At 51.7% G+C, this 25,162-nt stretch carries 18 protein-coding genes; 3 read left to right on the top strand and 15 right to left on the bottom strand.

Going from position 1 to position 25,162, the window contains the following annotated elements:
- Positions 1-248 precede the first annotated feature (248 nt).
- The 6 genes from HZS79_RS04710 to HZS79_RS04735 all read right to left on the bottom strand — a co-directional run bounded on the left by HZS79_RS04710 (position 249) and on the right by HZS79_RS04735 (position 9,321).
- Positions 249-776 carry a hypothetical protein gene (locus tag HZS79_RS04710; protein ID WP_179927183.1) on the bottom strand — a complete coding sequence of 176 codons (528 nt, stop codon included), beginning with the start codon at positions 774-776 and terminating at the stop codon, positions 249-251.
- A gap of 190 nt (positions 777-966) precedes the next feature.
- Positions 967-1,815, bottom strand: coding sequence for a hypothetical protein (locus tag HZS79_RS04715; RefSeq protein ID WP_179927184.1), 849 nt, complete (start codon positions 1,813-1,815; stop codon positions 967-969).
- A complete protein-coding gene (locus tag HZS79_RS04720) occupies positions 1,816-2,748 on the bottom strand; it encodes a hypothetical protein (protein ID WP_179927185.1) in 933 nt (310 codons plus the stop codon).
- Entirely contained in the window at positions 2,745-5,612 is a 2,868-nt protein-coding gene (locus HZS79_RS04725; protein ID WP_179927186.1) for a hypothetical protein, read from the bottom strand. Before HZS79_RS04725 ends, HZS79_RS04720 begins: the two co-directional genes overlap by 4 nt.
- Positions 5,613-5,614: 2 nt before the next feature.
- Positions 5,615-6,031 carry a hypothetical protein gene (locus HZS79_RS04730; protein WP_179927187.1) on the bottom strand — a complete coding sequence of 139 codons (417 nt, stop codon included), beginning with the start codon at positions 6,029-6,031 and terminating at the stop codon, positions 5,615-5,617.
- Between the two features lie 185 nt (positions 6,032-6,216).
- The gene (locus HZS79_RS04735) at positions 6,217-9,321 is read right to left on the bottom strand and encodes a sensor domain-containing phosphodiesterase (protein WP_179927188.1); all 3,105 of its coding nucleotides are present in this window, start codon (positions 9,319-9,321) and stop codon (positions 6,217-6,219) included.
- A 301-nt stretch (positions 9,322-9,622) separates the two neighbouring features.
- Between HZS79_RS04735 and HZS79_RS04740 the strand changes: the two genes are divergently transcribed.
- Entirely contained in the window at positions 9,623-12,223 is a 2,601-nt protein-coding gene (locus tag HZS79_RS04740; protein WP_179927189.1) for a bifunctional diguanylate cyclase/phosphodiesterase, read from the top strand.
- Between the two features lie 47 nt (positions 12,224-12,270).
- Here HZS79_RS04740 and hglS read toward each other — a convergent pair whose 3' ends face one another.
- Positions 12,271-13,632 (bottom strand): 2-oxoadipate dioxygenase/decarboxylase HglS, encoded by a 1,362-nt coding sequence (gene hglS / locus HZS79_RS04745; RefSeq protein ID WP_179927190.1) that lies wholly within the window; start codon positions 13,630-13,632, stop codon positions 12,271-12,273.
- A gap of 390 nt (positions 13,633-14,022) precedes the next feature.
- Here hglS and HZS79_RS04750 point away from each other — a divergent pair, with 390 nt between their 5' ends.
- Both HZS79_RS04750 and HZS79_RS04755 read left to right on the top strand, forming a co-directional pair.
- The gene (locus HZS79_RS04750; protein ID WP_162216985.1) at positions 14,023-14,910 is read left to right on the top strand and encodes a LysR substrate-binding domain-containing protein; all 888 of its coding nucleotides are present in this window, start codon (positions 14,023-14,025) and stop codon (positions 14,908-14,910) included.
- Positions 14,911-15,099: 189 nt separating this feature from the next.
- A complete protein-coding gene (locus tag HZS79_RS04755; protein ID WP_162216984.1) occupies positions 15,100-15,576 on the top strand; it encodes an NYN domain-containing protein in 477 nt (158 codons plus the stop codon).
- A gap of 60 nt (positions 15,577-15,636) precedes the next feature.
- On the opposite strand, the gene HZS79_RS04760 is transcribed toward HZS79_RS04755, so the two are convergent.
- The 8 genes from HZS79_RS04760 to HZS79_RS04795 all read right to left on the bottom strand — a co-directional run bounded on the left by HZS79_RS04760 (position 15,637) and on the right by HZS79_RS04795 (position 25,154).
- Positions 15,637-15,990 carry a hypothetical protein gene (locus HZS79_RS04760; protein WP_179927191.1) on the bottom strand — a complete coding sequence of 118 codons (354 nt, stop codon included), beginning with the start codon at positions 15,988-15,990 and terminating at the stop codon, positions 15,637-15,639.
- Positions 15,991-16,278: 288 nt separating this feature from the next.
- Entirely contained in the window at positions 16,279-16,689 is a 411-nt protein-coding gene (locus HZS79_RS04765) for a DUF1090 domain-containing protein (RefSeq protein WP_162216982.1), read from the bottom strand.
- A 24-nt stretch (positions 16,690-16,713) separates the two neighbouring features.
- Positions 16,714-17,232: an AmiS/UreI family transporter gene (locus tag HZS79_RS04770; RefSeq protein WP_179927192.1), complete on the bottom strand. Its 519-nt coding sequence runs from the start codon at positions 17,230-17,232 to the stop codon at positions 16,714-16,716.
- Between the two features lie 540 nt (positions 17,233-17,772).
- Positions 17,773-18,984: a 3-oxoadipyl-CoA thiolase gene (locus HZS79_RS04775; protein WP_179927193.1), complete on the bottom strand. Its 1,212-nt coding sequence runs from the start codon at positions 18,982-18,984 to the stop codon at positions 17,773-17,775.
- The gene (locus HZS79_RS04780; RefSeq protein ID WP_179927194.1) at positions 18,981-20,531 is read right to left on the bottom strand and encodes a 3-hydroxyacyl-CoA dehydrogenase; all 1,551 of its coding nucleotides are present in this window, start codon (positions 20,529-20,531) and stop codon (positions 18,981-18,983) included. The genes HZS79_RS04775 and HZS79_RS04780 overlap by 4 nt, the downstream gene beginning before the upstream one ends.
- Positions 20,532-20,565: 34 nt before the next feature.
- Positions 20,566-22,023 carry an enoyl-CoA hydratase/isomerase family protein gene (locus HZS79_RS04785; protein ID WP_179927195.1) on the bottom strand — a complete coding sequence of 486 codons (1,458 nt, stop codon included), beginning with the start codon at positions 22,021-22,023 and terminating at the stop codon, positions 20,566-20,568.
- The gene (locus tag HZS79_RS04790) at positions 22,020-23,957 is read right to left on the bottom strand and encodes a TRAP transporter permease (protein ID WP_179927196.1); all 1,938 of its coding nucleotides are present in this window, start codon (positions 23,955-23,957) and stop codon (positions 22,020-22,022) included. The genes HZS79_RS04785 and HZS79_RS04790 overlap by 4 nt, the downstream gene beginning before the upstream one ends.
- A 57-nt stretch (positions 23,958-24,014) precedes the next feature.
- The gene (locus tag HZS79_RS04795) at positions 24,015-25,154 is read right to left on the bottom strand and encodes a TAXI family TRAP transporter solute-binding subunit (protein ID WP_179927197.1); all 1,140 of its coding nucleotides are present in this window, start codon (positions 25,152-25,154) and stop codon (positions 24,015-24,017) included.
- Between the last annotated feature and the right edge of the window lie 8 nt (positions 25,155-25,162).

The following is a 25,162-nucleotide window of genomic DNA, read 5'->3' on the forward strand; positions in this document are numbered from 1 at the left end:
TGCTGACAACGTTCGACTTGCTAACCAACTGCTATCAGCTTGCGCTTCTATAGTGCTCACGTCAACAGCAGATACAAAAAAGATATAAATTAAGCAGATAACGGCATTAATTATGGGGTATTTATTTTGAATACAAAATCAAATGCAACAACTTATTAAATACTTAAAGCATTTATAACAGCAACTTACGACCTTCATGGCTGGCTATAGCCAGCCACCTGCTTTAAAAAGCAATTTTAAAATATTTTTTAAACGCTTAAATCGCACATCAGCATGGCTTTGCCCGCTTCTTCGTCAGTAATCAACTGCGCCTGATAGGGGCCGCTGTCATGATTCACCAAGGAATATTCAACGCTTGAAAGCCTTTCCTGCACGTCGGCAATGGGCGCTGAAAACTCAACCAAAAGCACGTTAATGCCATTTGAGTTGCCAAGATAAAAAACGAAGCCTTCAACAGGCAGGCCGTAGTACTCACCGTTTTTTGCTGCTAAACGGTAGCCGCTATAATCTCGGTTGCGCTCAAATAAATCTATTTCCCCAAGGCCTTCTTTATAAACAGCAGGCAGGACAATCTTGTTAACGTCGGGGTAGAGCGAATCCCCTGAATAGGTAACCAGATTTCGGCGTAGATCTCCCCACTCTTCAGACTGGTCACACCCGTCTTCCCACGACTCAAGCAAGGGTGTCCAATCGACTGTTGAGCCTGCCGCATTGCTGGCATACAAAATCGCGCTGCTTAGAAGCATCGTGCACAGTGGCTTATAGGTACGTTTCATTTATTTCCCTTTTTTAATTTATATTTTCTACCCTGCTGCGCTGAGAAGGGCTTTTAATGGACGCGGCTGCGCATCAGCGCTAGCTCCTAATCAACTCAGAAAAGTATTTATCTAATTAACTAGCAGCATAAAGCGTTTTTATTACACCAACGCCTTATGCTGCCGCTATCTTGGTAGGCGTGCTTTCGGCTTACTCGAACAGGCTTGCAGGCACAGCATCAGGAGCGCCTTGCTCAAGCCATTGAGTATGTTTTTCTGTATAGAAATTGCGTAATTTATCTCCATGCCACCAATGATCAACAGCGCTATTTCCTAAATCAAAGGTGATCGCACCAGCCGCTTCCGCTACTGACAACACGGAGTTTTTTGAAACGCCACAACGTCTTCCAGCTAGGCTTGTATACTCCTGGCTCAAATTTGCATCAACAGAAGTAACTTGGGGTTGGCCACCGGATACAATCCAAGCTTTTCCATGCTCGCCGTAAACGCTTCCACCAAAACGTACAAACAAATCAGCGAAGTGCAGGTATTTTGTTTCGTCGTCACAAGAAGCCGTGTGCATATTAATTCCCGCACTTCTTGCCAAGCGCTCCATTAACTCTTCGTTGCCGCTATCAATCACCGTAAAGTAACTAATGAACTCCATAGGATCGACAGGCTCAGCACGAAAGCTATTGAGCAGGATTTTCTGCGTCCTGTCATCACCTCTTAGGACGGCATCATAAAAGCCCATATACAGTGTCGAGAAGGGCATTTCGATTCTAAATGGCGGCTCACCTTCGCTGACTTGCATCGGGCGACACTCACTATCCAGTAAGCGTAGATTGTCACCGATCACTTCCCTCGCCCTTGGCGTCAGGTTTAAAAATGTTGCCACGGTTAACTGCAAAGGCTCAGACGTGCCTGCCTGCCGTTCATCGATATAGTCAGCAAATGAATAGAGCCGCTCATCATCTTGGCAAGCAACCTGGGCGAATGCACTGGCGGGCAGTGAAAACAGCGATATTACCCCGGCGGTAAATAGGGCCTTAAAATACATTTACTGGCACTCCTGTGGCTTTATAGTGACGCGGCGACTTACATTAAAATAGGGGTTGATGGGGTCTTCAATGGTGGTTGATTCAGCCAATTGATAGCCATCTCCCTCTTGCTGAACGGCTGGCCGCCAACTTCCCCGGCTTGAAATACCTTCCTCTCGGTAAAAGGCTTCAACCATTTCCCAGGCGATGTTTTTATCAACCACAACGTCGGCATTAGGCTCGGCTTGTTCACCTTGGCACTCGTTGGTATTTTCAACGTAGATACCCTGGTTAAACACATTGTCGTATATCAACCAAAACGCGTTTTCTTCCATCACGTTGGCTAAGCTGCCGACAAACATGCGCGCGACTTGTTGAATGGTGTCAACGTTCTGGCCTAGCAACCGATAATGGTCGCCATCTAATAGATAAAACGCCCAGAACCAACGCGCATCAATTGCTGCCGCTTTGGTACCACGCAAAAAACCCATGTGCGCGCTTAACTCTGGTGTTTGCCTTAACTTGGAAAGCAAGATGTCGAGATGCTCTTCAAAGGGCAGTACCGGATGGCCAATTAGCTCCCCATCAAAGTAATAGACAGGGTTACACTCCATACTCGCAATCACCATATTGCGCGCTAACAGCGTTTGAACGTTCTCTCCGGCAAAAAGAAACGTGCGTAGCGTCACCTGGAGAGGATCCATGACGTCACCATTGGCTAATGCCTGCAAGGTTCCTCGAGGATCTTCCTGCAAGCGAATATCATCGCCATATTGGCAACCATATTGAGCACTTTCCTGGGCAATGTAATATTGCCAGGCTTGCTTTTGCTCTTCCGTTAATGCTGATTGTGCGAAGGGTTCGACCACCAAATCGTTAGCATGCGCAGCAGAGAATGTTGTTACCCCTACCGCGATGGCTCCCGCCCATTTCAGCGCTTTTTTCATGATCATTCGTGGTTCCTTGTCACTATCACGTCTAGTGTTTGGCCTGCCGTGCTGGCTGGCAGTTGTCTCGCCCCAAAAACGCCATAGCGTAAGTCGTGAGTTTGTGAAAAGGTGAATACGCCTGTATTGGTGTGGCTCTGATGAACCACTAGCCAGTCTCCCTTGGTCAGCACGCCCTGAATGCCTTCCAACGCTGTTTCCGATAGTGTTAAGGCTTGAGGACGATAGCCGACACCCCTGGCGCGCTCACGCAGGCGCTGAACGTCGGCCAAGCTCATACGACGAAGCTGGCTATCCCCTTCTGCTTGGGGCTCACCATACTCAGGCCCGAAATAAGCAAGGCCATACTGACGTTCATGCCGCGCAAAACAGCTAAGCACCTGTGGCGTACTGGCGGCAGCGGTAAACCGATGGGCCCCTAGCACATCGGCAATTTGGTCGGCCTCACGACGTACTGCATGACAATTAACTTCGCCCAAGAGCGTAGGTTGGAAATGCGCCCATAACGCGATGCCATCTTCATTTCGCTGGATAACACGAGCAAAATCAGCTGCAAGAGGAATACTAACGGGGCGTTTCGCAATCGCGTCGCTACCACAGTCGCCATGCCGGGCTGCGCGCCACTGAAGGCTATTTACTCGACTAATATCCATCGCTCTTGAGAAATTGGTGAGGCAGGTACCTTCGCCAGTGATAACCGGAGAACGATGGATCGCCCAGTTGCCGTCACTGAGCTGCTGGACATCAATAAGTGCCGCGTGATGGGGCATGTTTTCATGCCGTGTGGCTAGTTGGCTTTCTAACGGTGTCGAGGCATCTAAATGCACCACGCCTAACGGCCTACCGTCATCTGGCAAAGCCATAGGGCTGCCGTCTTCCTGGGCGGCGGGAGGAGAAGAGGATGGAGCGGCTGGCTCAGCCAGCGTTTCTACCGAGGCTTCTTCCGCAGAGCCAGGCGTTGCTTCGCTTTCCTGGTTAGCGTCTCCAGGACGCTCTATGGCGTTGGAATGCCCACTTACCAACGGGGGCGCAAAATAGGAAGTGAAGCGCCCTATCGAATAGATCGCCGGCTGGGTGTGGATTACCCACGTGGCAAATAACGCCCCCCCGGTGGTCATTGAACGCTGAAATTCCTCATTAAAGTAGCGGTACGTTGCGGTTTGCGTCACCGCTGCACTACTCAGCATAGGAATAGTGACAACGACCACTAGCCCACCTACTTTGATAACGTGGGGTAACCAGCGACGCTTGGAATCCATCAGTACAGGAACGCTTGCGGCCAAACCAATCGCATTCACTAACGCAAAAAATAGCGAAAAGCCCATTGCAATCGGGGGCACGATGAGCGCTCGAACGTACTGCTTACCTTCATCTTCTCTAGGCTGACCATTCGCGAGCAACTGTGCGTCGTCATATAACCGCTGCCGCTCTGCTTCGGCGTACGCTAAATAGTGTGGCAACAGTATCTGGTCTCTGAACTGCTCTGGCGTCAGATCTAACGTGATGACCATCTGTTCATCGCGTGGTTGTAATGCTTCGTGTAACTGGTCCTGAATTGGCTGAGAGGCAATAAAAGCGTCGGCATTCAAATCAAGCGGCAGCGACGCACCTAAATGTTGCTGCATGGACTGACCTGCTTGCTCTCCTATCTCATGAGACTGCCCTGCAATGATCGCCTCAAGAAACCCCTCACGGTCGTTTGCACGCCATTCACTGGGTAGTTCAATATCCTGCGCCAGCATTGCCTGCCTTATCTGAGCAGCAACGTCATCACTCGCCACAAAGTGTGCATAAGAAGCAGGCGCACCTAAAACGGTGGCTAGCTTCCCATTCAAATGATCGTAAGAGAGGTCTTCACAGCGCTGAACGGTTCGCTGCTCAGTAACAAAGCGGTTACCACGACGGACATTTTGGATCACTACTTCGGGGGTATAGCACCAGTCGGTGGGAGCAATATAGTGTCCTAAGTTATCGACCACTTCTTCACGGTAGATCTCTTCAACTCGGACAATACACTCATTTCTAAAACGGCCACTTTCACATCGCTGTCGGGCATTAAAATACGTTGCCAAACTGCGCTGCAGTGTCAGCACCTGACGAGTAAAAGCTTCTTCACTTCCTTCTATTTGATTATCTTGCCATTGGCTTAACAGGTCTTCTTGCACGTCTAGCCAGGCTTGCTCAGCGTGACTGGAGATCTCTTGCTGGGCTGCCCAATAATTATCCGAAATCGTTTTATACGCATCCCATGCGCTACGGATAGACCCTTGCAACGTTTCATAGGCTTGGTAGCTTTCTGGCAGTTCCTTACTCGCCTCATTTGTCGCTACTTGATGGATAATGCGTTCTGCCTCTGCCTTGAGATCATCAACAAAGGCGGGAGAGACAAACGTCATCAGCCCTAATACAGAAAGAAAGCTACGCGTATGAGGTGAATCGAGATCTTCTTCATCAAACGCAATACCCTCCAACTGCAGTGAGTTAGTGGCAAGACCCCGTTTCATCAGGAGAAGATGCTGAGCATCCATGCGCTGCTCGGCAGAAGTGCGATCAATCAATACATCAACTAAGATGCGCTGACCAAAAAACATGACTGGGAAGCCAATGGCAATCGCCAACGCCACCTGCTTTATAAACAACTTGGTTGACTTATTTTTTAATGTGATCAGGCGTAGTAGCAGCAAGCTAAGGCCGATACCCGACAGTATCCGCCCCTCTAATTCCAGCGCTCTAATATCACCGCTCGATAAGCGGGCAACCGATGCATCCACCAGGCGACTGTTAAACGCTAATTCATAAACTAAGTAGGCAACATTAAGTACGAAGAGTAGCCAAAGCCAAGCCCTCCCATTTTTCAGGTAGTGACGCATTATTATCTTTTTTCGCTCGGTATAGTGATAATGACAGGAGCTGATAGCGGCGCTGTTACTACTGCCGTTGCGCTACCCGTTTTTAATTGGCCTCGCTCTGGCAGCGTTACAACGATAGCGCTGCCTTCAAGCGATACCAGGTCACCCGCTTGATTTAAGTAAGCGCCCTGCTGAATGAAAAAGGCCTGTTCTTCATCAACGCCACGGGCAGCATCATCAGGCAGAACGGTGCCTTCGATTACCAAGGGGTTACTGGGGGCTGTGCTTTGCGAGGGAGGGCAGCCAGCGTTATCACTACACAACAGCTTTGCAGCAAAACTATCCAAGCTATCTGAATAAATAGGTTGGCTATAGCTCTGCAAGCAGGAAAAACTGGCTAACATGCCGAAAATGACGGCTGTATTTCGACGCGCAGACACACACCCTCCCGCTATCGGGCTTTTCTTTGAAATGTTAATTATTTTTTATAATCACAGACCCGCCCTGTATAAGTCAACGCTACTTTTCAGTTAAATTAGCAGTTTATTTCCCTTTGCTAATTCATTCTGATGGACATTTATAGACTGTCGTAGCGCTGTCTTCTGACCACACAGGGGACTAGCTATCAGGTAAGGTTGAGTTCTTTGAGCATTTTTGAGGGATGTTCGTACCACGTCTGCAACGCCTTTGCCGGCATGGGACGGGCGATACCGAATCCTTGCAACAAATGACAGCCCATTTGTGTCAGTCGTTTGACGTGAGCGTTACTCTCAACCCCTTCCGCGACGACTTTTTTATTGAATCGTTTAGCCAAATACACAACGCTCTCAACAATGGCCAAATCATGCTCACGCTCCAACATGTTGATGACGAAGCTGCGATCTACTTTAACCATGTCTACCGGTAGATCACGTAGGTAGGTCAGCGACGAATACCCCGTTCCAAAATCATCCAAGGCGACATTCACGCCTAGTGAACGGCAGGCACGCATGACTTGTGTTGCTGCTTGCAGGTCGTCCAGAGCAGCCGACTCCAGCACTTCAAGGCATAGCAGCGCTGGCGACACATCGGGGTGTGCGGCTAACGCGTTCTGCAGAGTATCGAAGAAGTCGGCTCGGGTAAGTGACTGGGGGCTCAGGTTAATGCATACCTCAAGCATGATGGCACTGGCATGCCACTCCTCCATCTGCTGCAACGCAGTTTCTAGCACCCATGCATCGAAGCTTAGCTCTAGCTCGCTACCGGCAATCGCGGGTAGAAACTGATCGGGTGCCAGCAGCCCACGCTCAGGGTGCTGCCAGCGGATTAGCGCTTCCACACCAGTGACCTTTTGAATGACCGGATCAAACTGCGGCTGATAAAAGAGCACAAACTCACCCGCATCGAGTGCACGTGCAATTTGTCCACGCCACATTTGAAGGTCTTTAAGCTCTTGTTCGCGCTCAGGGTTGAAGAGGACGAAACGATTGCCGCCCACCATTTTAGCGCGATACATCGCCTGATCGGCGTGACGTAGCAGTGTGTCAGAGTCACTGTGATCAGTAGGAAACAGGGTAACGCCTAGGCTGCCTGTTAGCCTCAGCGGCGCCTCATCAGTGATACCTATTTCGGGTATTCTCAGTGGCTTCGCCACCTGTTGAAGTATGAACTCTAAACGCTCGAGGCTACCCTCAAACCGGCGCAGTAGAAAGGCAAACTCGTCTCCCCCGATGCGAGCGATAAGATCACCTGACCCTAGCGCATCAACCAACTGCCCAGCCAAGGCCAGCAGGATCCGATCAGCCCCCGCTCGACCGAATCTCGAGTTGAGTTCATGAAACCCGTCTAAGTCGAGCACTGCTATGGCCAAAGTCTCATCTGGCTTGCAGCTATCGAGCGCCTCATGCATAAGCTCAATCATATGGCTACGATTGGGTAGCGCGGTTAGACGATCCACATGCCCCGCTCGAAACAGCTCATCTGCATGCTGCTTGATGTGTGTCAGATCAGAAAAAACGGCAACATAGTGGCTAGTCTCACCTGCCTCATTGCGCACCACTGAAATTGACAGCATCTCTGGCAACGGATCGCCGTTTTTGCGTCGATTGAGCACTTCCCCCTGCCAATATCCCTTTTTGTTCAAAGACGCCCACAGCGCCCGATAAAAGGCAGGTGTTTGGCGCCCTGACGATAAGACCCGGGGGTTCTTGCCAAGGACTTCGTCACGGGTATAGCCAGTAATTCGCTCAAATGCCTCATTGACCTCAATAATACGGTTGTCGCCATCCGAGATCATGATTGCCTCACGGCTGCTGGAAAACACCTTGGAGGATAGCTCCAAGCGTTGCCAGGCTTCATCGTGCTGACGGCGCAGTCGTAAACCGTGAATCAGTTGACCAAGCGGCCTGAGCAATGGCTCAAGCGACACAAGCGTGCCCTCACTATACCCCTCAGCGCAGTTGGCAAGCCCTAGCATGGCAACCATCTCGCCTTCCACTGAAACCGGCAGGCACAACAACGTATCGAGGGAAGGATGTCCTTTAGGCAGCCCACCACGCCTTGGATCATGGGAAGGCCGATTGCTAATCAGAGGCTCGCCAGTGCGCAGAACATGGCCATAGAGGGAGTCCAATTGGGAGAACACTAAACCGTCCGCTTGTGCCTTACAGTAAAGTGCCCGAGAGGCCTCATCCCAACTAATATCAGTAACGGCATGGGTCTTAAGGAACGGCTCGCCATTCTTATCCTTAAATACCTCCCCAATGAACCCATACTCACTCTCCGTTAGCGACAGCAGCGCCTCCAGTGCGTCTGAAAACGAAGCAGAGATATTATCCCCAGCAATAATGCTCGCCTGTAGGCGAGTGATAAGGTCATCGATACGGTGCCGCCACTCTAGCTCGTGCCTACTTTGCTGAAGAGGGGTAATGTCCTGCAGGGTGCCTATAATATGGCGGGCAGGCACCCTATCCTCGATTGAGGCGCCCGTTACATGCACCCAGGTAACCGCCGTTTCGCCGGGAGCTTTCAAACGTAGGCAGCCGTCGAAAGGAATACCTTGCTGAACAATTCTTTCCAGCCCACTTTCCAGCGTATCGCGATCTTCAGGCAAATAGTGGCTTGCAAGCTCAAGGCGGTGGCCTGGTGTCAACGGAGCAGCGCCATGTAAGCGCTGGAACTCATCATTTCCCCACATTGCATTGGAACTCACGTCGAGTTCCCAAATACCAAGCCCCGCGTGATTAATAAGTTGCTCAAGACGCTGAAGCCGCTGCAATTCCAGATGACTCATGATTTGATGGGCTAAAACCTGCAAGTGACGCTTATGTTCATCACTTATTACCCTTTGGCGGTAATCTATCAGGCACAGCGTACCAATCGAAAACCCGTCGGGCGTCACTAACGGCGCTCCCAGGTAATAGCGAATATAAGGAGGGCCAGTCACTAGGGGATTATCCTGGAAACGAGCATCTACAGTGGCATCTGCCACCTCCAAAAGCTCGTTTTCCAAAATGGCATAAGCGCAGAATGAGACGTCCCGGGGGGTACTGCTAATATCGAGGCCCACTTGGCTTTTGAACCACTGACTGTTCTCCTCCACCAAGCTGACCAACACAATCGGCACGTCAAAAAACTTGGCAGCCGAACGGGTAATAGCGTCTAAAACTGCGTCAGGTGCCTGGTTATGACGTATATAGCGCCACATCGCACGCAAACGATCTGCTTCATTTGGAGGCAATGGTGCAACCATTAACATTCCTCAGTGAGACAGAGCTGAAGGCTTGTCAAGGGACTGAATAACGACGGCCTGGACTCAAGACGCATGGGGGGACTTCCTTAGATTATTTTTCTGGGCATCTTTTATCATCGGCGGGAGATGAAATAGCTTTAGTCGGATACCGCGAGAATTAGCATAAAGGAGGAGCACTTTTACGTTGCTATCACCTATGTTTAATTACATGGTACATATTACGTGCTGCACGGCCACGCGTCAGAATTAAACAAAAAACAGTCATAAGACCCTTTGGTTTTATGCATGAAAGGGGCGCGTTATGTACCATGAATTCCCGCTACTAGAAGCCCAGCAGGAAATCCACGAGCTGACCGCCGCCGGAGCACCACTCAATACAACACTGGCGGCACTGATTGCGTGGGCAGAATTGATGTTGCCTGACGCGCTGGTTTCCATCATGCGCATCGATCCGGCGCAGAACACGTTGAGACTCGTTCCTAGTCCGCGCTTTTCGGCTGACTACATCGCTCACATGCAAAACATTGAGATTGGCCCCGCGATTGGAACGTGTGGAAGAGCCGCCTTTAAAAAACAGCTGGTAGTCACTGACGATATTGACACTGACCCTAACTGGAAGGATTTTCGCGAATTAGCCCACGCAGAAGGGCTGCGCGCTTGCTGGTCAATGCCCATCCTTTCCGCTAACGACGAAGTACTGGGCACCTTTGCCACCTATTACCGCCACCCCGCAACACCTTCACAAAACGCACAGAACTCCCTAGCCCGAAGTGCCAGTCTCGCGGCACTGGTGCTTTTGCGGCACCGAGATAAACAGCATCATCGCACGCTTTTTGAGTGGCATCGTTCCTTGTTTGTGAATCACCCTGACGGCGTTTACGAATTTGATCTTAACGGACACTTTCAGCGCTGTAATAAAGCACTTGAAAGCATTACCGGATATAAATCGTCTCACTTAGTAGGCTTACATTTTAACCAGTTTATTGTCCCCTCTTTCCGGGAGCTTACCCAGCAAGCGTTTGATAGTGCTTGCCGTGGCGACGCCATTACCTACGAGACCGTTGGCAAGCATGCCAACGGCCATCACTACCATTTAGAAATTACCAATTTCCCCGTAGTAGTGGACAGCGTGATTGTGGGGGTTTATGGAATATGCCGCGACGTTACCGAACGCAAACAACAAACCGAAGAGATGCGCTTACTAAAACGAGGGATGGAGGCCAGTCCCAGCGGCATTATCATGGTGGATGCGCAACAGGCTGGCATGCCGATTGTGTTCGCAAACCCAGCCTTTTCGCGCATTACCGGCTACGAGCATAGTGAAGTCATCGGTAATAACAGTCGCTTTCTGCACGGCCCCGATACAGCCCCTGAAGCGATTGACGCTATTCGTACCGCTATGTGCGAACAGCGTGATGTGAGTATTACGCTGCTAAATTATCGCAAAGACGGCGAGCTCTTTTGGAATCACCTTGTGGTCAGCCCAGTGTTTGATCAACGTGGCGCCTGTAGCCACTTCATCGGCATTCATCAGGATATCACCCATGAAAAAGCCCAGGAAGCCAAGCTGGCCTACCAGGCAACCCATGATTTGCTTACCGGTTTGCCCAACTACTCCGCCTTCACAGAACAATTAGCCAGCCGTTTTCAGCTTCACACCTTAGGGCCACACCTTGGAACGCTGGTAGTCATGCAGCTGGACCTCGATGGTTTTAAAGCCATTAACGATGGCCTGGGTCACCACGTGGCTAATCGCGTGTTAATCACCGTTGCCCAACGCTTAGAGGGCTTGGTTAGCCCTCCTGCCATGGCAGCTAGGCTAGTGGGAGATGAGTTTGCGCTGCTGTTGAGTGTAAAAGATGACCTCGACGCCACGATTAACCTATTAGCCGAACGCATTCTCACCACCCTTGCGGAGCCTATTGAGCTTGAGGGTCAACTGGTTCACCTCAGCGCCAGCATCGGCATTGCCTACGCCACCACTACCGTCGTAGCCCCCTATAGCCTGCTCCAACACGCAAACTTAGCGCTGGAACAAGCCAAGCGCCAAGGGCGCAATACTTGGCAATGGTACCGTGGGCGAAAAGCGGAGAGCGTTAAACATAGTGTTGCCATGCGGCACGACTTGCACACTGCGCTTAGCGAAGGGCACTTTGAATTGCACTACCAGCCCCTGGTCGATGCCATGAGCAGCCGCATACGCAGCGTTGAAGCATTAGTACGTTGGCGTCACCCCACGCTTGGCTTAATCGCCCCAGGTGATTTCATCCCCCTTGCTGAGCAGACAGGACAAATCATCCCATTGGGACGCTGGGTACTTCTCCAAGCCTGCCGAGAAATTGCGGCACTGAACGAACAAAGTGACCGAGTGCTTTCAGTGGCGGTGAATATTTCCTCGCTGCAATTCTGCCGCGACGGCTTTCTTGACGAAGTAAAGTACGCATTAAAGGCAACCGGTTTACCACCAGAACGCCTTGAACTGGAAGTGACAGAAAGCGTCTTGTTGGATGGCACAGACCCCATTATTGAGCTCATGCAGACGCTTAAAGCCATGGGCGTGCGTGTCGCCCTAGACGATTTTGGCACCGGCTTTTCAAGCCTCAGCTACCTGTGCGACTTACCCACCCATAAGGTCAAGCTAGACCGCCGTTTTGTGCAAAAGACGCTAGAAAACCGACGCATGGCCGCCATTGTCCAGGGCGTCATTACCATGGCACACCATATGGATATGCAAGTCGTCGCGGAAGGCATTGAAACCCGCGCACAGCAAGAAGACCTCACCCGCCGTCACTGCGACCTACTCCAAGGGTACCTATTCGCACGCCCCATGCCCCTAGAGGAACTAAAGCGTCTACCCGACCAGTTACCCGTCGCCCTAACAGCCGACAATCTGAATTCATAGAACAACTGCAGCACATCCCTGTGCTGGCGTTTTTGATAAACGATGGGTTAGCCTTTTAAACTTGCGAACACCTTCGCTTTGGAAGCGTTTTCGCGTTCTGCATATAGCGATAACTCATCTGTCACCTGGGCACCCAGCGCCTCTTCAAAGGCATTGCGATTAGCATTTCCGGCATAGGCTGCGCTCTCTGCACCGCCCAGGTTCGACTGGAAAATCCCCGCAGCGCTGACCGGCAGAAAATCTTCATAGGTAATCGGCTGTGCTTCCACCAGCCCCCGGGCGATTAACGCATCGATATCGGCACTGCCAGCGTCTTTAGCGGCTTGCCCTTTCTCGGTCAGGTGATAGTGAAAATACGCTAACGCCTCACGGCGCATTGCCTCGTCGTTATCAGGAAACTTGGCGAATACGTTTTTCATAACCGTTTGGTGTGCGTCGTTATCCAACCCTGCGGTTTGCTTGCGGCCTTCATTAAGCAACTGGTCATAAAGCGCGCGACCTTTTGGTGTTAGCGCCACTCCACGCTGCTCAATTTCACCGAAGCGAGCGGTATGAGTGCCTTGCGCGTCACCGGCAAAGCGAATCGACTCCTCTAACGCTTTAAAGCTGGTTTGGCGCAGCAAAATGGGGCACTCACGACGCGGCGGCCCTTCAATGACGGCTTTGGGGTTCATACCCATCTCCGGCATCCGACGCTGTACTTCGTCGATATCCAGGGTGCGCGGCGTCAGGTGATTAATATGCGGTCCACGGAAGCACACCACATCGGCAATCAAACGGTGCTCATCATGAAGCGCATGATAAGTCTCCAGATCGACCGTCGCATCCTGGTGCCAACGGAAGGTTTCCAAGGCTTCTTTTACGAACTGGTCGGCCTCTTCACTGGTGAGCCCACCCTGGGTTTCATGACGCTCGATAAGTTTGCGCGCCCCTGGGGTAAAGATATCGCGCTTGGCCAGAATCTCTGCTGAACGCTGGCGCAGCGCCTCACTTTCAATGAGCTCTAAACGCAACAGCGAGGTAAAAACGCGGAAAGGATTCACCGCCAACGCGTCATCGTCGATAGGCCGAAAGGCGGTTGAGTGAACCGGCACACCCGCCTCAGAAAGATCGTAATAACCGACCGGATACATGCCCATAACGGCAAACAAGCGGCGCAGCATGGAAAGCTCTGCAGCGGTTCCTACGCGAATAGCTCCGTGGCGCTCTACGCTCAAACGAGCCAACTCACCCTGCGCTTCCAGGCGGCGATGAAGTTCAGGCTGCTGACTAAGCATTTCTTGGTTAACGTGCTCGACAAGTTCAAGCAGCGTGCCGTACTGCGGCACTTCTGCTTGGTACATGGCCGACATCGCCTTAGAGAAGCGGTCGCGAACATCATTGGTTGAAAGAAGGTTCGATTGAGTCATTTCGTTGCTCTCTATTGCCTATTACTGGGAGTTATCCGTCGCCAATACCGTGCGGTTGGCATAGTCAGAGACAAGCTCACCTCCGACCACTGCGATACGTCTTCAAGGTCTCTAAGCATAAGCAATCGCCACCAGCACACTGCGCAGGCTGCCTATTGCACTGCTGACGTAGGAAAAATCCATCGTCGTAAACGCGCTTGAAATTGCCATCCCCTTATCAAACAGGTTCACATGACAGACCACAAACGAAAAAAAACGCTAAATACATGCCAAATAGGAATGCATAGCCACGACTAATATTGGATTTACTCTGCAACAAACAGCACTATGGGGAATAGTACTTACACTTTGGCTCACGTTAAGCGATTCACTCTGCTGGGAGCGACTGGTTTGGCATCACGTAATCTTCCTTCTACGGCGGCTATGCAGTGCTTTGAAGCGGCCGCACGTCATATGAGTTTTACTCGGGCAGCAGACGAGCTGAACCTCACGCAAAGTGCTGTCAGCAAACAAGTCGCGCACCTCGAAACCACCTTGCAACATAAGCTATTTCGCCGTGTGCGGCGTAGCCTGTTGCTTACCCCAGAAGGTGCCATTTTTTTAAGTGATGTACGTAAAGTACTCACTCAGATTGAGATGTCGACGCAAGCGATAATGACCTACAGCGGCAATAGCGAGGTTCTTAAAATCGCCACATTACCTAGCTTCGGTAGCCGCTGGCTGGCAAATAAGCTGCCCCCCTTTCTAGCCGCGAACCCAGGCATTAGTTTGGAGTTTCATGACCGAGTAAAAGATTTCGATCTTGAGCAGCAAGATATCGATATTGCTCTGTTTTATGGGCATGGCAGCTGGCCAAGTCTTGCTTGTCATAAGCTTATTGGTGAGGATATGGTCGCGGTTGCTGCTCCAGAATTACTGGCTCAGCACCCCATCCATTCAGTGGATGACTTAACACGATTGCCGCTGCTTCACCTCTCGACACGCCCTGACGCGTGGCACCAGTGGTTTGCAAACCAAGAAGTCATCACTGACCGTAGCTATCATGGCACTCGTTTCGAGACCTTTCCTATGCTGGTACGAACGGCAATGGCAGGCGGAGGGGTCGCGCTGGTTCCTCACTTTACCGTCGATGAAGAGCTGGAAGGTGGACGACTAACACTCGCCTGGCCGTATAGGTTGCTCAGTGAAAGTGCTTACTATCTTGTTTATCCGGAGCACTTAGGGGAACTCGCCAAGGTACGACGTTTTGTAGAGCATATCACCCAGTTCAGTGATTGATGCCTGAATGCAATGAGACTTACTGGTTATCCTTAGCGAATAGGCATACCCGCGTTGCCCAGCGCGTCTACAGTGTTAGTATTGAGGAAAAGGCCAGCACTACTTTCAAAAAATAGTGAAGACTAGAGTGTTATGCCGCACATCCAAACTAAAACCTTCCCTTATCACTAACGAGAAAAATCATATTTCATGACAAAAGTCGCGATATTTGTAGACATCCAAAACGTATATTACACCGTGCGTGAAGCGTATGGTAAAAACTTCGACTATAATAAGTTTTGGGCGAAAGCAACTGCTAACAGAGACGTTCTGGCTGCTTTCTGCTATGCCATTGATAGAGGTGACCAAAAGCAACGGGAGTTTCAAAACATACTCAGAGCGATTGGATTTAATGTAAAGCTAAAACCTTTTATCCAACGTTCAGACGGTTCTGCGAAAGGCGACTGGGATGTTGGCATTACTCTCGACGCTATAGAATACGCTGAGCTGGCAGATGTTATCGTATTAGTATCGGGCGATGGAGACTTCGATATTTTAGCAAATAAAATTCGTTCTATGCATGGTAAAAAAGTTGAGGTATATGGTGTCCCTCAGTTAACCGCAGCGTCATTAATGAATGAAGCCAGTGAATTTATAGCGATCGATAGGTCACTCTTACTAAATTAAATCTTCCAGAAAGTCACTTGGCTACAGAAACGGTAGTTTCCATGTGCAAGTGCCTCTCCTCTATTCGCTTTCCAACTGATCGACCCGCGCCAGGATCAGCCGCCGCCCCTCATTCGTTGAGAAGTGGAACTGGCCCTCGACCTCCACAGCTTCACCTAGATATGGGGCTATTTGCTGGTGAGGGAATATCTCAACTCGATTGAGATGCTCATCTTCTATCCAATAGTGAAGGGGGTCATTAAAATGCCGCACTACGCCCTGGGTAACGACTGGACTGTCGTCAAAGGCAGTCGGATTGTTCGCCAACATGGATAGTGGCACTGTCACTGTTAGCTGCCCGCGGCACCCACTGACCAGGGTTACCATCAGCAGCACGGCTACCATAGGGCCTATACGTTTTTGGAGCGACCTCATTGCGTTACTCCCGTTGGTTGTTTCTTGCTCTATTTGGGCTTCTCAGGAATTAGTTTCGCACGCGTACACTGTTCTCGCCATTTTTCGGCATGTGTTTAATCTCCGACGGCTTGGGGCGATGTCATTACTCGATGCCAGCCCTGGGAGACTAATGTGGCACTTCCACCAGAAGTCACGGAGATACTTGGTGTCTGCATGCACCTGGGAATCGGCCCAGCATTGACGACTTACACATACTGCTTCAGCCCTCTATAGCCCACGTCAACAAGGCACCATGACCCATGCTGACTATTCGTTAATACGCTGCTGCAGCAAATTCAGTTCCTGAGTGTGCTCTTCAAGCTCACGCACTTCTTCTGCTAATTTTTTACGTCGCTTCTGAATATTATCTTCGTCGCCCTCTCTAAGTGCCTCCTCAAGCACTAACTCACGCTCACGTACCTCTTCTTGGCTCTCTCGTACCTCTTCGGCAGCCTCTGCAAGCACTTTCTCATTCGTGCAATTCTCCTCTATGGATTGCAATGAACGCTGCAATCCTCGAACACGATGGTGATTACCGTGTGCTTGAGCTTGCTCAAGCTGTTGTCGTACGGCACTTATTTTGTCCTCGCAAAGTCTTTCTGCTGCGTGCGCTACCGGCAGCAGTAAAATCCCAGCTGCGGCCGCTACACTTAGATGACCTAACCATGTTCTTTTCATCATTCGCTCCTAACACAGCAACCACTATGTATTGACCACACCTAGCAGTATCATAACGCCAGGAATCCAACCCGTAAAAATCGCGCAAAAGAGTGTGTAAATTGCAACTGATCGCTGTATTTTTTTCGCCAACGCTAGCAAGCAAAAAAAACTGAACCACAATGCAGACCATGCAAACCAGCTAAAGGTATTCCACAGGTCAAAGTTGAAGCCTATATCACTAATTGAACTCACTCCAACAAACGCTGCCGTAATGCTGACAAAAAAGCAGAACCACCCAAGCCCTATGCCATCCGCTTTTAAAAACTGGTTAGCACCAACCCAAAGATAAGTAAAAGAAAACAGCAAAGTAAATGCACCAGCGCTAATAGCCGCAGAATTATCCGGCTCTCGAAAAATCAAATAAACAGCAATAATAAAACTCAACACACCAACCATGATGTTGATGACAGATACTTCTTTGTCACCAATTTTTCCTAGCAGCCATATTCCGTTCACAAAAAGAACTGCTCCGACATATAGCAAGGTAAGCCCTAAAATCATCACAACCATTCCTATCGTTATTTTTTAATTTTTTCTGGCGTTTTAATTTTCTTTCTCTACTGCTCCGCTGAGTATTTAACAAATATCAACAAGCCTCCTCTCTAGATACATCAACGCTTTAAAAATGGAAGTAACTTCCAATAAACATAGCCGTCGGCGTGCAAACCTATAACTGCTTCTTTTTATTTTATTGTCATGGAACACTTCATTTCCCTTCAAACGACAGCCAAGGCCTAGCAGCACATCATACGGGCTAAGAAAGACCGGAATGGCGCTAAGAGACCCTATTTTTAAAAGCCGAGAGAGTATAGCAGGGCTTTCATAACCAACCATTGAAATTAGTGTTATATCTTCATAAGAAGTCGCAACAGCATGTTTCCAATGTCGATTTTGTGTTCTTTAACCTCTATTGACTTAAAGGCACAGTTATATCATAAGCCCTTTATGCCTCGTCCCCACCACCCTTTCACAAGAAAGGTCGGCACGGCGGGAGTTCTGGCGGGTTTGTTTATGCCGCGCCATGCCTACAAGCGAGAAAAGCTACTGGTCACGATAGCGTTCGATAATCATAGCGACACCTTGCCCCATGCCAATACACATCGTAATCAGCGCATAGCGCCCGTTGATCACCTCGAGTTGGCGCATGGCTGTCAAGGCAAGCCGAGCACCGGAAGCACCCAGCGGATGCCCAATCGCAATCGCCCCGCCATTAGGATTCAATCGGCTGTCATCAGCCGCTAAGCCAAGCTGTTTAGCGCAGCCAAGCGCTTGAACCGCAAAGGCTTCGTTGATTTCGATAACATCCATCTGTTCAAGTGGCAGCCCTGCGCGGGACAACACCTTCTGACTAGCAGGCACCGGCCCAAGCCCCATGATCCGGGGTGCAACACCGGCCACAGCGCCACCAACGATTCTGGCTCGTGGACGCACCCCAGCACGTTCTCCCGCCCCAAGACTCCCGACAACCAGCGCTGCCGCGCCATCATTGATACCTGATGCATTGCCAGCCGTCACCACTCCCTGTTCGAACAGCGGCCGGAGTTGTGCTAGCTGGCCGGCATCACTACTCGGCCTCGGGTGCTCATCTGCTTTGATTTCAAGGGGTGGATTCTTGCGTCCTTGGGGGACATTGACGCCCAGGATTTCCGCCTGGAAAAAGTCTTCCTTCAGCGCACGGCAATAATTAGCCTGGGAGCGTGCCGCAAAGCTGTCACTCGCTTCACGACTAATAGCCAATTCATGCGCAATGTTATCGGCGGTTTCTGGCATGCTTTCATTGCCAAAGCGCTCCACGATCTTCGGGTTGGGGAAACGCGCGCCAATCACCGAGTCAAATATGACCTGATTGCGGGCATAGCCATTTTCAGCTTTAGACAACACATAAGGTGCTCTCGACATAGACTCAACACCGCCTGCCAGGAAAAGCTCCCCTTCACCTAACCTGGTAGCGCGAGCGGCATCAATCACTGCGGCCAAACCGCTGCCACACAAGCGATTTACCGTTTGCCCAGCCACATCAACCGGTAAACCTGCCAACAGCGCGCTGTGACGCGCCACATTACGGGCATCCTCTCCCGCCTGATTGGTACATCCGGCCAGGACATCTTCGTATTGCTCTGGCTTGAAAGCGTTGCGTTCTACCAGCACGCTGAGTACATGGCTCAAAAGCGTATCCGGACGGACGGCCGCCAGGCCACCTCCATGACGACCAAATGGGGTTCGCAGACCGTCGTAGATATAAGCATCGTTCATTGCTGTTCTCCGTAGTTAAGTCCTTCATCCGTGGTTAAATCGACGCCCAGCATTACCCGCCGCTTTAACCACAGGCTGGCCCGGTAGCGTGGGTCACCGGTCGCGGACTGGAGATTATTCAGGATCGTCAGTACCCGCTCGCCACCGTAGTGATCCCCTAAACGCAGTGGGCCCAACGGGTAGCCAAGCCCCAATTCGACTGCTCGATCAATGGTGGCCGGGGCAGCAATACGTTGCTGGGCAATTTCCGCACCGATATTGACGATGCAGGCCACCATGCGCTGTAACACAAAGCCGGTGCTGTCATTCAGCGTGCTGACCGGCGTGCCATCGTGATGGAGAAGTGCCTGAGCTGCCTGAGCGACAGCGGCGTCGGTAATCGGGGTAACCATCAGGCTGCGGCGCTTGTCTAAACCGGCGAAGGTATCGATGGCGACACACTGGCGTGCATTCAAACCTTGCCGATGGGCGCAGTGTGTGGCGTCTTCCCCAAGTGGTGTTAGCAAACACAAGGCTTGCTCAGAAGGGGTAGCCCCCTTCTCCAGTGGCCAGCCAGCCTTTTCCACCAGGGTTTCCAAAGCGAGAGCCGCACACAGATCTTCTTGACTGACCCACACTGGTCGAGGTGGCGCGTCGGCAATAGCTGGTTCAGGAGGCACTTCTACGCCTGAATCACCATAGCGGTAAAACCCCTCGTGGGTTTTGCGACCGAGTAGATTGGCGGCCAAACGTTGGCGTGTCAGCGGTGAAGGACGACACCGCGGCTCTTGATAAAACTGCTGGTAGATAGACTCCATGACCGCATGAGAAACATCGAGTCCGATCAGGTCGAGCAGCATAAAAGGCCCCATACGGAAGCCGCCTTGATCCACCATGATACGGTCGATCGTGGCGGGGTCTGTCGCACCTTCACCAATAATGCGTAACGCCTCGGTACTGAAAGCGCGCCCCGCATGATTGACCAGAAATCCCGGCGTATCGGTAGTTTGAGCGGTAAAGTGCCCCATCATCTTGCCTAGGGTGAGCGCGCGGGCAAGAACATCAGCGGCGGTGCGTAACCCGGGAATGACTTCAATAATTTTCATCAAAGGCACCGGATTAAAGAAGTGCAGACCAATAACGCGCTCAGGCAAGTGACAGGCGGATGCAATCTCGGTGACGGAAAACGATGAGGTATTGGTGGCCAACACTGTCTGCGAGCCGACAATACCTTCCAGCTCACGGAACAGAGACTGCTTGAGAGCGAGCTTTTCTGCGACCGCCTCAATCACAACGTCGCAATTCGCCAAGTCGGTCAGCTCTGTCGCTTGAATCAAGCGCTGCCCGTTTTGCTGACGTTGATCTTCCGTCATCCGTCCTTTCTCCACCTGCCGCTGCCATCGCGTGCTGATATACGTAACTGCCTCTCTAGTAGCCTCTGCGTGGACATCAAACAAAACCACGTTTAGCCCTGCTTCAGCTGTGAGTTGGGCAATACCGCGCCCCATGGTTCCCATACCAACCACACCGATTTTATTGAACGATTGGAGTGATGTGTCATTGGCCATAAACATTCTCTTCGCTAGCGTGTTGGTTGTTTTTTTAATAGCAGGCTTCATCGGCTGAGCTGCTGTCGGCGAGACCTTGAACGGCGAGTGAAGCCTGGTAACAAGGCCCCCCCAGATGGCGCGGGTAGGCAAAGAATTCAACGGCGAGAAGGTCGATATCCGATGAGCGATAACTCGCTGCACGCAGCCTTGAATCGTGGGAGAATCGCTCCAATACGTTTTGCATGTCAGTATCTGGGGATACCTGAATAGCCGTGTGCATAGCAAGCACAAGACTCTCGCCCGAGCTGACAATCAGCGGGAGCTTTAACGCTTTTAAGGTGAGTGCCGCACGCTGTTGCTCGTGCGCTGACGCTTGTTGTCGCACTAGTTCACCAAAGTGGCTGCGTGACGACGTTATTAACGTCATATCAGCTTTTTCGGGAATGGGTTCCTTCAAATCCAGCACCGCTACCCCAGTAATCTGTGGTGGCAATATCGTTCCCAGGTGACAGCAACTCATCAGACACAGAGTTGTTTCCGGCAGAAGCCTGTCTGCAACACCAATACCCACCTTGTTAGCGCGGCGTGCCCAATGTTCAAACAAAGGGTGCTCACCCAGTAATGCAATATGACGATGAGGCTCGACATCGCCTGACACCATAGGCACCTGAGATGCCTGCCTCTCAGCAAGAAACAGATGTATCAATGCAGCGCGCTGTGGCGAACTCATACAGGCTAGAAACAACTCGCGTTCACGACGACCCCCCTCCTGAAAGGAGGCGGCGGTTGTGCAGTAGTCAACCGCCTCTACAATGCGCAGCGGTGAAAATAACTCACCTGCCTCAGCCTCCAACTGAGCGCGTTTTGCGTGGATCAGGCCAGGAACGGGCTGTGGCGCTGGCAAGTTTCGCGTTACCCGGGTTGCCTGCTCTTCTTTGATCACCCGTTGTGCGGCCTGCAAGCCTGCTTCCAGCACGTCGGTGGTTTCACTTAATCTATCGATAATGCCGCTGGCAAGGGCTTCTTGCGCATCAAGAAAGCGCCCTTGAGTCATCATATCCAGTGCAGTCTCAACCCCTGCCAGCCTTGGTAGCCGCTGTGTACCACCAGCACCGGGCATAAGGCCAAGCTGGACTTCAGGCAGCCCTACTTGCGTGTTGGGCAGCGCAACACGCAGATGACACCCCAGGGCAACTTCCAACCCACCGCCTAGCGCTGTGCCGTGCATCACCGCAATAACCGGCTTTATACAGCCCTCGATGCGTAAAATCACATCGGGCAGTAACGGAGCGCGGGCAGGTTTACCAAACTCGTTAATATCCGCACCAGCAATAAAGGTATGTCCCTTGGCCAACAGCACCAGTACCTTCGCCTGCAGATCAGCCTCTGCCTGCCCAAAGGCAACCATTAAGCCGCTGCGCACCGCATAGCTGAGGGCATTAACAGGCGGGTTAGAGATGCAAATAACCCCCACTCTGTCATAACGCTGATAGGTAACGCAGGCGGTCATAGTAGTCTCTCCGGTGAGGATACCGCATGATCAATAGGCCTCGTGCGCTGCATGACCCAATACACGCCATAAACCCCTACCAGTGCGGTGAAGCCGGCGATGTCTGTCGCCAGGCCAGGGTAGATCAACAGCATTGCCGTTAGCAGCAGGAATAGGCGTGCAACATAGCCAATGCCCCCCACCCGATAGAGATAGCCTTCCATCGCGGCGGCCACCAGCCAGATCGCGACAAAGGCGGTGATGGACGATAAGACGATACGCAGCGGCTCGCCCTGCAAAATTAGCGCGGGATTGAGAACAAACAGGAAGGGCAACACAAACAGGATGCCACCCAGGCGCACGGCATGCAGACTGGTTTTCGTATTGTTGGCACCGGCCACGCCCGCCGCGGTAATCGCTGCCAATGCCACCGGTGGCGTAATGTACGAAAGCATGCCCCAGTAAAGAATAAACAAATGGCTACCCAGCGGGTTAAGCCCTGCCGAGACCAGTGCAGGCGCCAGCAAAATGGAGAGGAAAATGTAGCAAGCGCTGACCGTCATTCCCATGCCGAGCACAAAGCTTGTGATCGCCCCAGCCGCCAGCATTAGTGGAATACTACCGCCAGCATAAAGCAGTAGTTCGCGCGAAAACGACCCCGCGACACCGGTATAAGAGAGTCCGCCAACGACAAGACCGATACCTGCCAGCACGGCTACCAAGTTGCCAATGCTTTTTGCTAGCTGAAAGAGAAAATCCAGCGCTTTTTGGATATTTAACTGTTGCTGGCGTCGAAACAACGAGATGCCCAGCAAAACAAGCGTGGCGTAGTACGGCGCGTAGCTTTCCAAGCGCATCACCAGCAGCATGTAAATCAGTAACGCCAGACTTAACAGGTAGGGCCAGCCAGCCTTCAGTGTTGGCCAAATGCTGGGGATCTCATCCGCATGCATACCCTTCAAACCGTTACGAGCAGCATAATTGTCCACTTGCAGAATAAGGGCCATATAGAAAAGTATGGCTGGCAATAGGGCAGCAATCATCACTTCGGAATAGCTGACGCCTAGAAATGAGGCCATAATGAACGCTACGGCTCCCATAATGGGGGGCATCAAGGTACCGCCTGTGGAAGAGCATGCCTCGACCGCCGCAGCATACTCCTTAGAGTAGCCACTGCGTTTCATTGCCGGAATAGTAATGGCACCGGTGGTCAGAATATTGGACACAGCACTGCCCGAAAGGCTGCCCATAAACGCGCTGGAAACCACCGCTACCTTGGCAGGCCCCCCCCGGCTTTTACCCATAAGCGCAGTGGCAAAGTCCATAAAAAACTGTCCACCACCAGTAATCGTCAGGGCAATGCCGAACACTACAAAACCGATGATCAGATTGGCCACCACCTGCATGGGCACACCGACTATGCTTTCCACGCCCATCACATGGGAGCGAATGGTTTCGCCGAGGGTAAAAGGGTTACTCCATAGAAAACCCGGCATATTCCCTGCATAAATGGGGTACAAGCCAAACACCAGCGCCACCGCAAAAATCGCCCACCCACCGCAGCGTCTCACCCCTTCCAGCACCAGCAGTACCATGATACTGGCAATGACCGTCGCCTCGGTGGGTGCAAAAAATTCCCAACCTTCCTGCATCATGCGCAGACCGTTCATACCTAGGTAAATGGCACACCCTAATGCGGTCGCTGCCAGCCCCCAGTCATACCAAGGCAGGCGCTGGCTATCAGCGACCCGCGCCGGATAACACAACAGCGCCGACGCAAGAAAAATACCGATCAAGTAGTAAAGAAAGGCATTTCCCAGCGGAGTAAAGCCCAACACAGCGAGCGAGAACGTCTGGTTGATGGCCATCAGCAGCCCTGCCAACCCCAGGAGCATAACGATGCCGCGCGAAACCTTGTTGAGCCGTGATGTATTGTTGTCGCTGTTATTCGTCATGGCCGTTACCTATAGACACAATTGCAGCCGGGGCCAGTGGCCTCGGACTCTAAGCACTTAAAGTTCGTCAAGTGTGGCCTGACGGCGCTTTTCCCAACGTGCTTTGAAGGCCTCGTCATCAAAGTCACCAGCCTCTTCCAGCGTGCTTTCCCACGCAGCTTGCAAGGCTTCAAGACGCGCGATACGTGCTTCATTCCAGGCATCCATGTCATCGTTCCACAGGCCCTGCTCTTGCATATAGCGCACGGCACCAGCATGGAAAGGGATATCAATCGGTGGGACACCAGAATCTTTGATCGACCAGCGATGAATGGCTGACGTCGCATCCTTGTAGAGGTCGTAAGCTTCATCCAACGACTTGATGTAGGCATACACCTCGTCGTCATCCTTATCAGCCATGGCGACAATAATGGGGTAGCGATAGGCCAGCATATTAGCAGGGGCATCGTCAGACAGGCCGGCACCGATGGTCTCGGTGAACGGTTGGAAGACCGGCGCCACCTGATTCATACGCGCCCAACCCTCTTCATCGTCAGCCGGGATATCCACCCAGCGCAGCCCTCTGGGCGACTCTTTAAGCTCGTAGAGTTGGCTTGCCGTCGTTGTTGTACACGCTGCATCGGCCTGCCCCTGAACCAGTGAGCTCATGGCAGCACTGTGAGCAGGGAACATCACCGCTTCAACGTCGTCGCGCGTTAGCCCTGCGAAAGCCAGGATGGCATCGCATTTGACACTGACGGAAGGATTGCCCGCGGTATACGCAACGCGTTTGCCACGCAGATCTGCAAGGCTGTGGATTTCCGCATCGGCAGCAGTAGGAATACCAAAAGAAGAAGGCCTGCCAGCGACAGCGCGCAGATTCTGGGGCCCCCAGCGCCGCTCGGAAAAGTCGAAGGTGCCTTCCGATGCAAAGAATGACTCGGTCGCCAGGAACGCATAATCAGCACGCCCTGAAACAAGCGGCTGCAAGCGGCCAATGGCGGATCCGGCAGGCTGAATACGAATACGCGTGTCATAGGCGCGCCCAAAGGCATCGGCAATGGCTGAAGCTTCCGAGTGGCCTTGGGAGCCGACATCATAAGCCGTCCATGTCATGGTATCGGGCAGATTCTGAGCAGTCGCTGCGCCTCCCAGCGTGAACAGGGAGAATGAAAAAGAAGCGGCAATAATGCTGGCGTTCAATAGAGTACGTTTCATGATGAAGT

Origin of the sequence: Vreelandella zhaodongensis, from assembly GCF_013415115.1 — a bacterium.
Classification (GTDB): domain Bacteria; phylum Pseudomonadota; class Gammaproteobacteria; order Pseudomonadales; family Halomonadaceae; genus Vreelandella; species Vreelandella zhaodongensis.

Bases quoted from the DNA above. Each gene is read 5' to 3' on its own strand.
- HZS79_RS04785 (WP_179927195.1), bottom strand. From the start codon at position 22,023: ATGACCGCCTGCGTTACCTATCAGCGTTATGACAGAGTGGGGGTTATT.
- HZS79_RS04775 (WP_179927193.1), bottom strand. From the start codon at position 18,984: ATGAACGATGCTTATATCTACGACGGTCTGCGAACCCCATTTGGTCGT.
- HZS79_RS04765 (WP_162216982.1), bottom strand. From the start codon at position 16,689: ATGAAAAGAACATGGTTAGGTCATCTAAGTGTAGCGGCCGCAGCTGGG.
- HZS79_RS04755 (WP_162216984.1), top strand. From the start codon at position 15,100: ATGACAAAAGTCGCGATATTTGTAGACATCCAAAACGTATATTACACC.
- HZS79_RS04770 (WP_179927192.1), bottom strand. From the start codon at position 17,232: ATGATTTTAGGGCTTACCTTGCTATATGTCGGAGCAGTTCTTTTTGTG.
- HZS79_RS04725 (WP_179927186.1), bottom strand. From the start codon at position 5,612: ATGCGTCACTACCTGAAAAATGGGAGGGCTTGGCTTTGGCTACTCTTC.
- hglS (WP_179927190.1), bottom strand. From the start codon at position 13,632: ATGACTCAATCGAACCTTCTTTCAACCAATGATGTTCGCGACCGCTTC.
- HZS79_RS04780 (WP_179927194.1), bottom strand. From the start codon at position 20,531: ATGGCCAATGACACATCACTCCAATCGTTCAATAAAATCGGTGTGGTT.
- HZS79_RS04790 (WP_179927196.1), bottom strand. From the start codon at position 23,957: ATGACGAATAACAGCGACAACAATACATCACGGCTCAACAAGGTTTCG.
- HZS79_RS04735 (WP_179927188.1), bottom strand. From the start codon at position 9,321: ATGGTTGCACCATTGCCTCCAAATGAAGCAGATCGTTTGCGTGCGATG.
- HZS79_RS04715 (WP_179927184.1), bottom strand. From the start codon at position 1,815: ATGTATTTTAAGGCCCTATTTACCGCCGGGGTAATATCGCTGTTTTCA.
- HZS79_RS04760 (WP_179927191.1), bottom strand. From the start codon at position 15,990: ATGAGGTCGCTCCAAAAACGTATAGGCCCTATGGTAGCCGTGCTGCTG.
- HZS79_RS04740 (WP_179927189.1), top strand. From the start codon at position 9,623: ATGTACCATGAATTCCCGCTACTAGAAGCCCAGCAGGAAATCCACGAG.
- HZS79_RS04720 (WP_179927185.1), bottom strand. From the start codon at position 2,748: ATGATCATGAAAAAAGCGCTGAAATGGGCGGGAGCCATCGCGGTAGGG.
- HZS79_RS04795 (WP_179927197.1), bottom strand. From the start codon at position 25,154: ATGAAACGTACTCTATTGAACGCCAGCATTATTGCCGCTTCTTTTTCA.
- HZS79_RS04710 (WP_179927183.1), bottom strand. From the start codon at position 776: ATGAAACGTACCTATAAGCCACTGTGCACGATGCTTCTAAGCAGCGCG.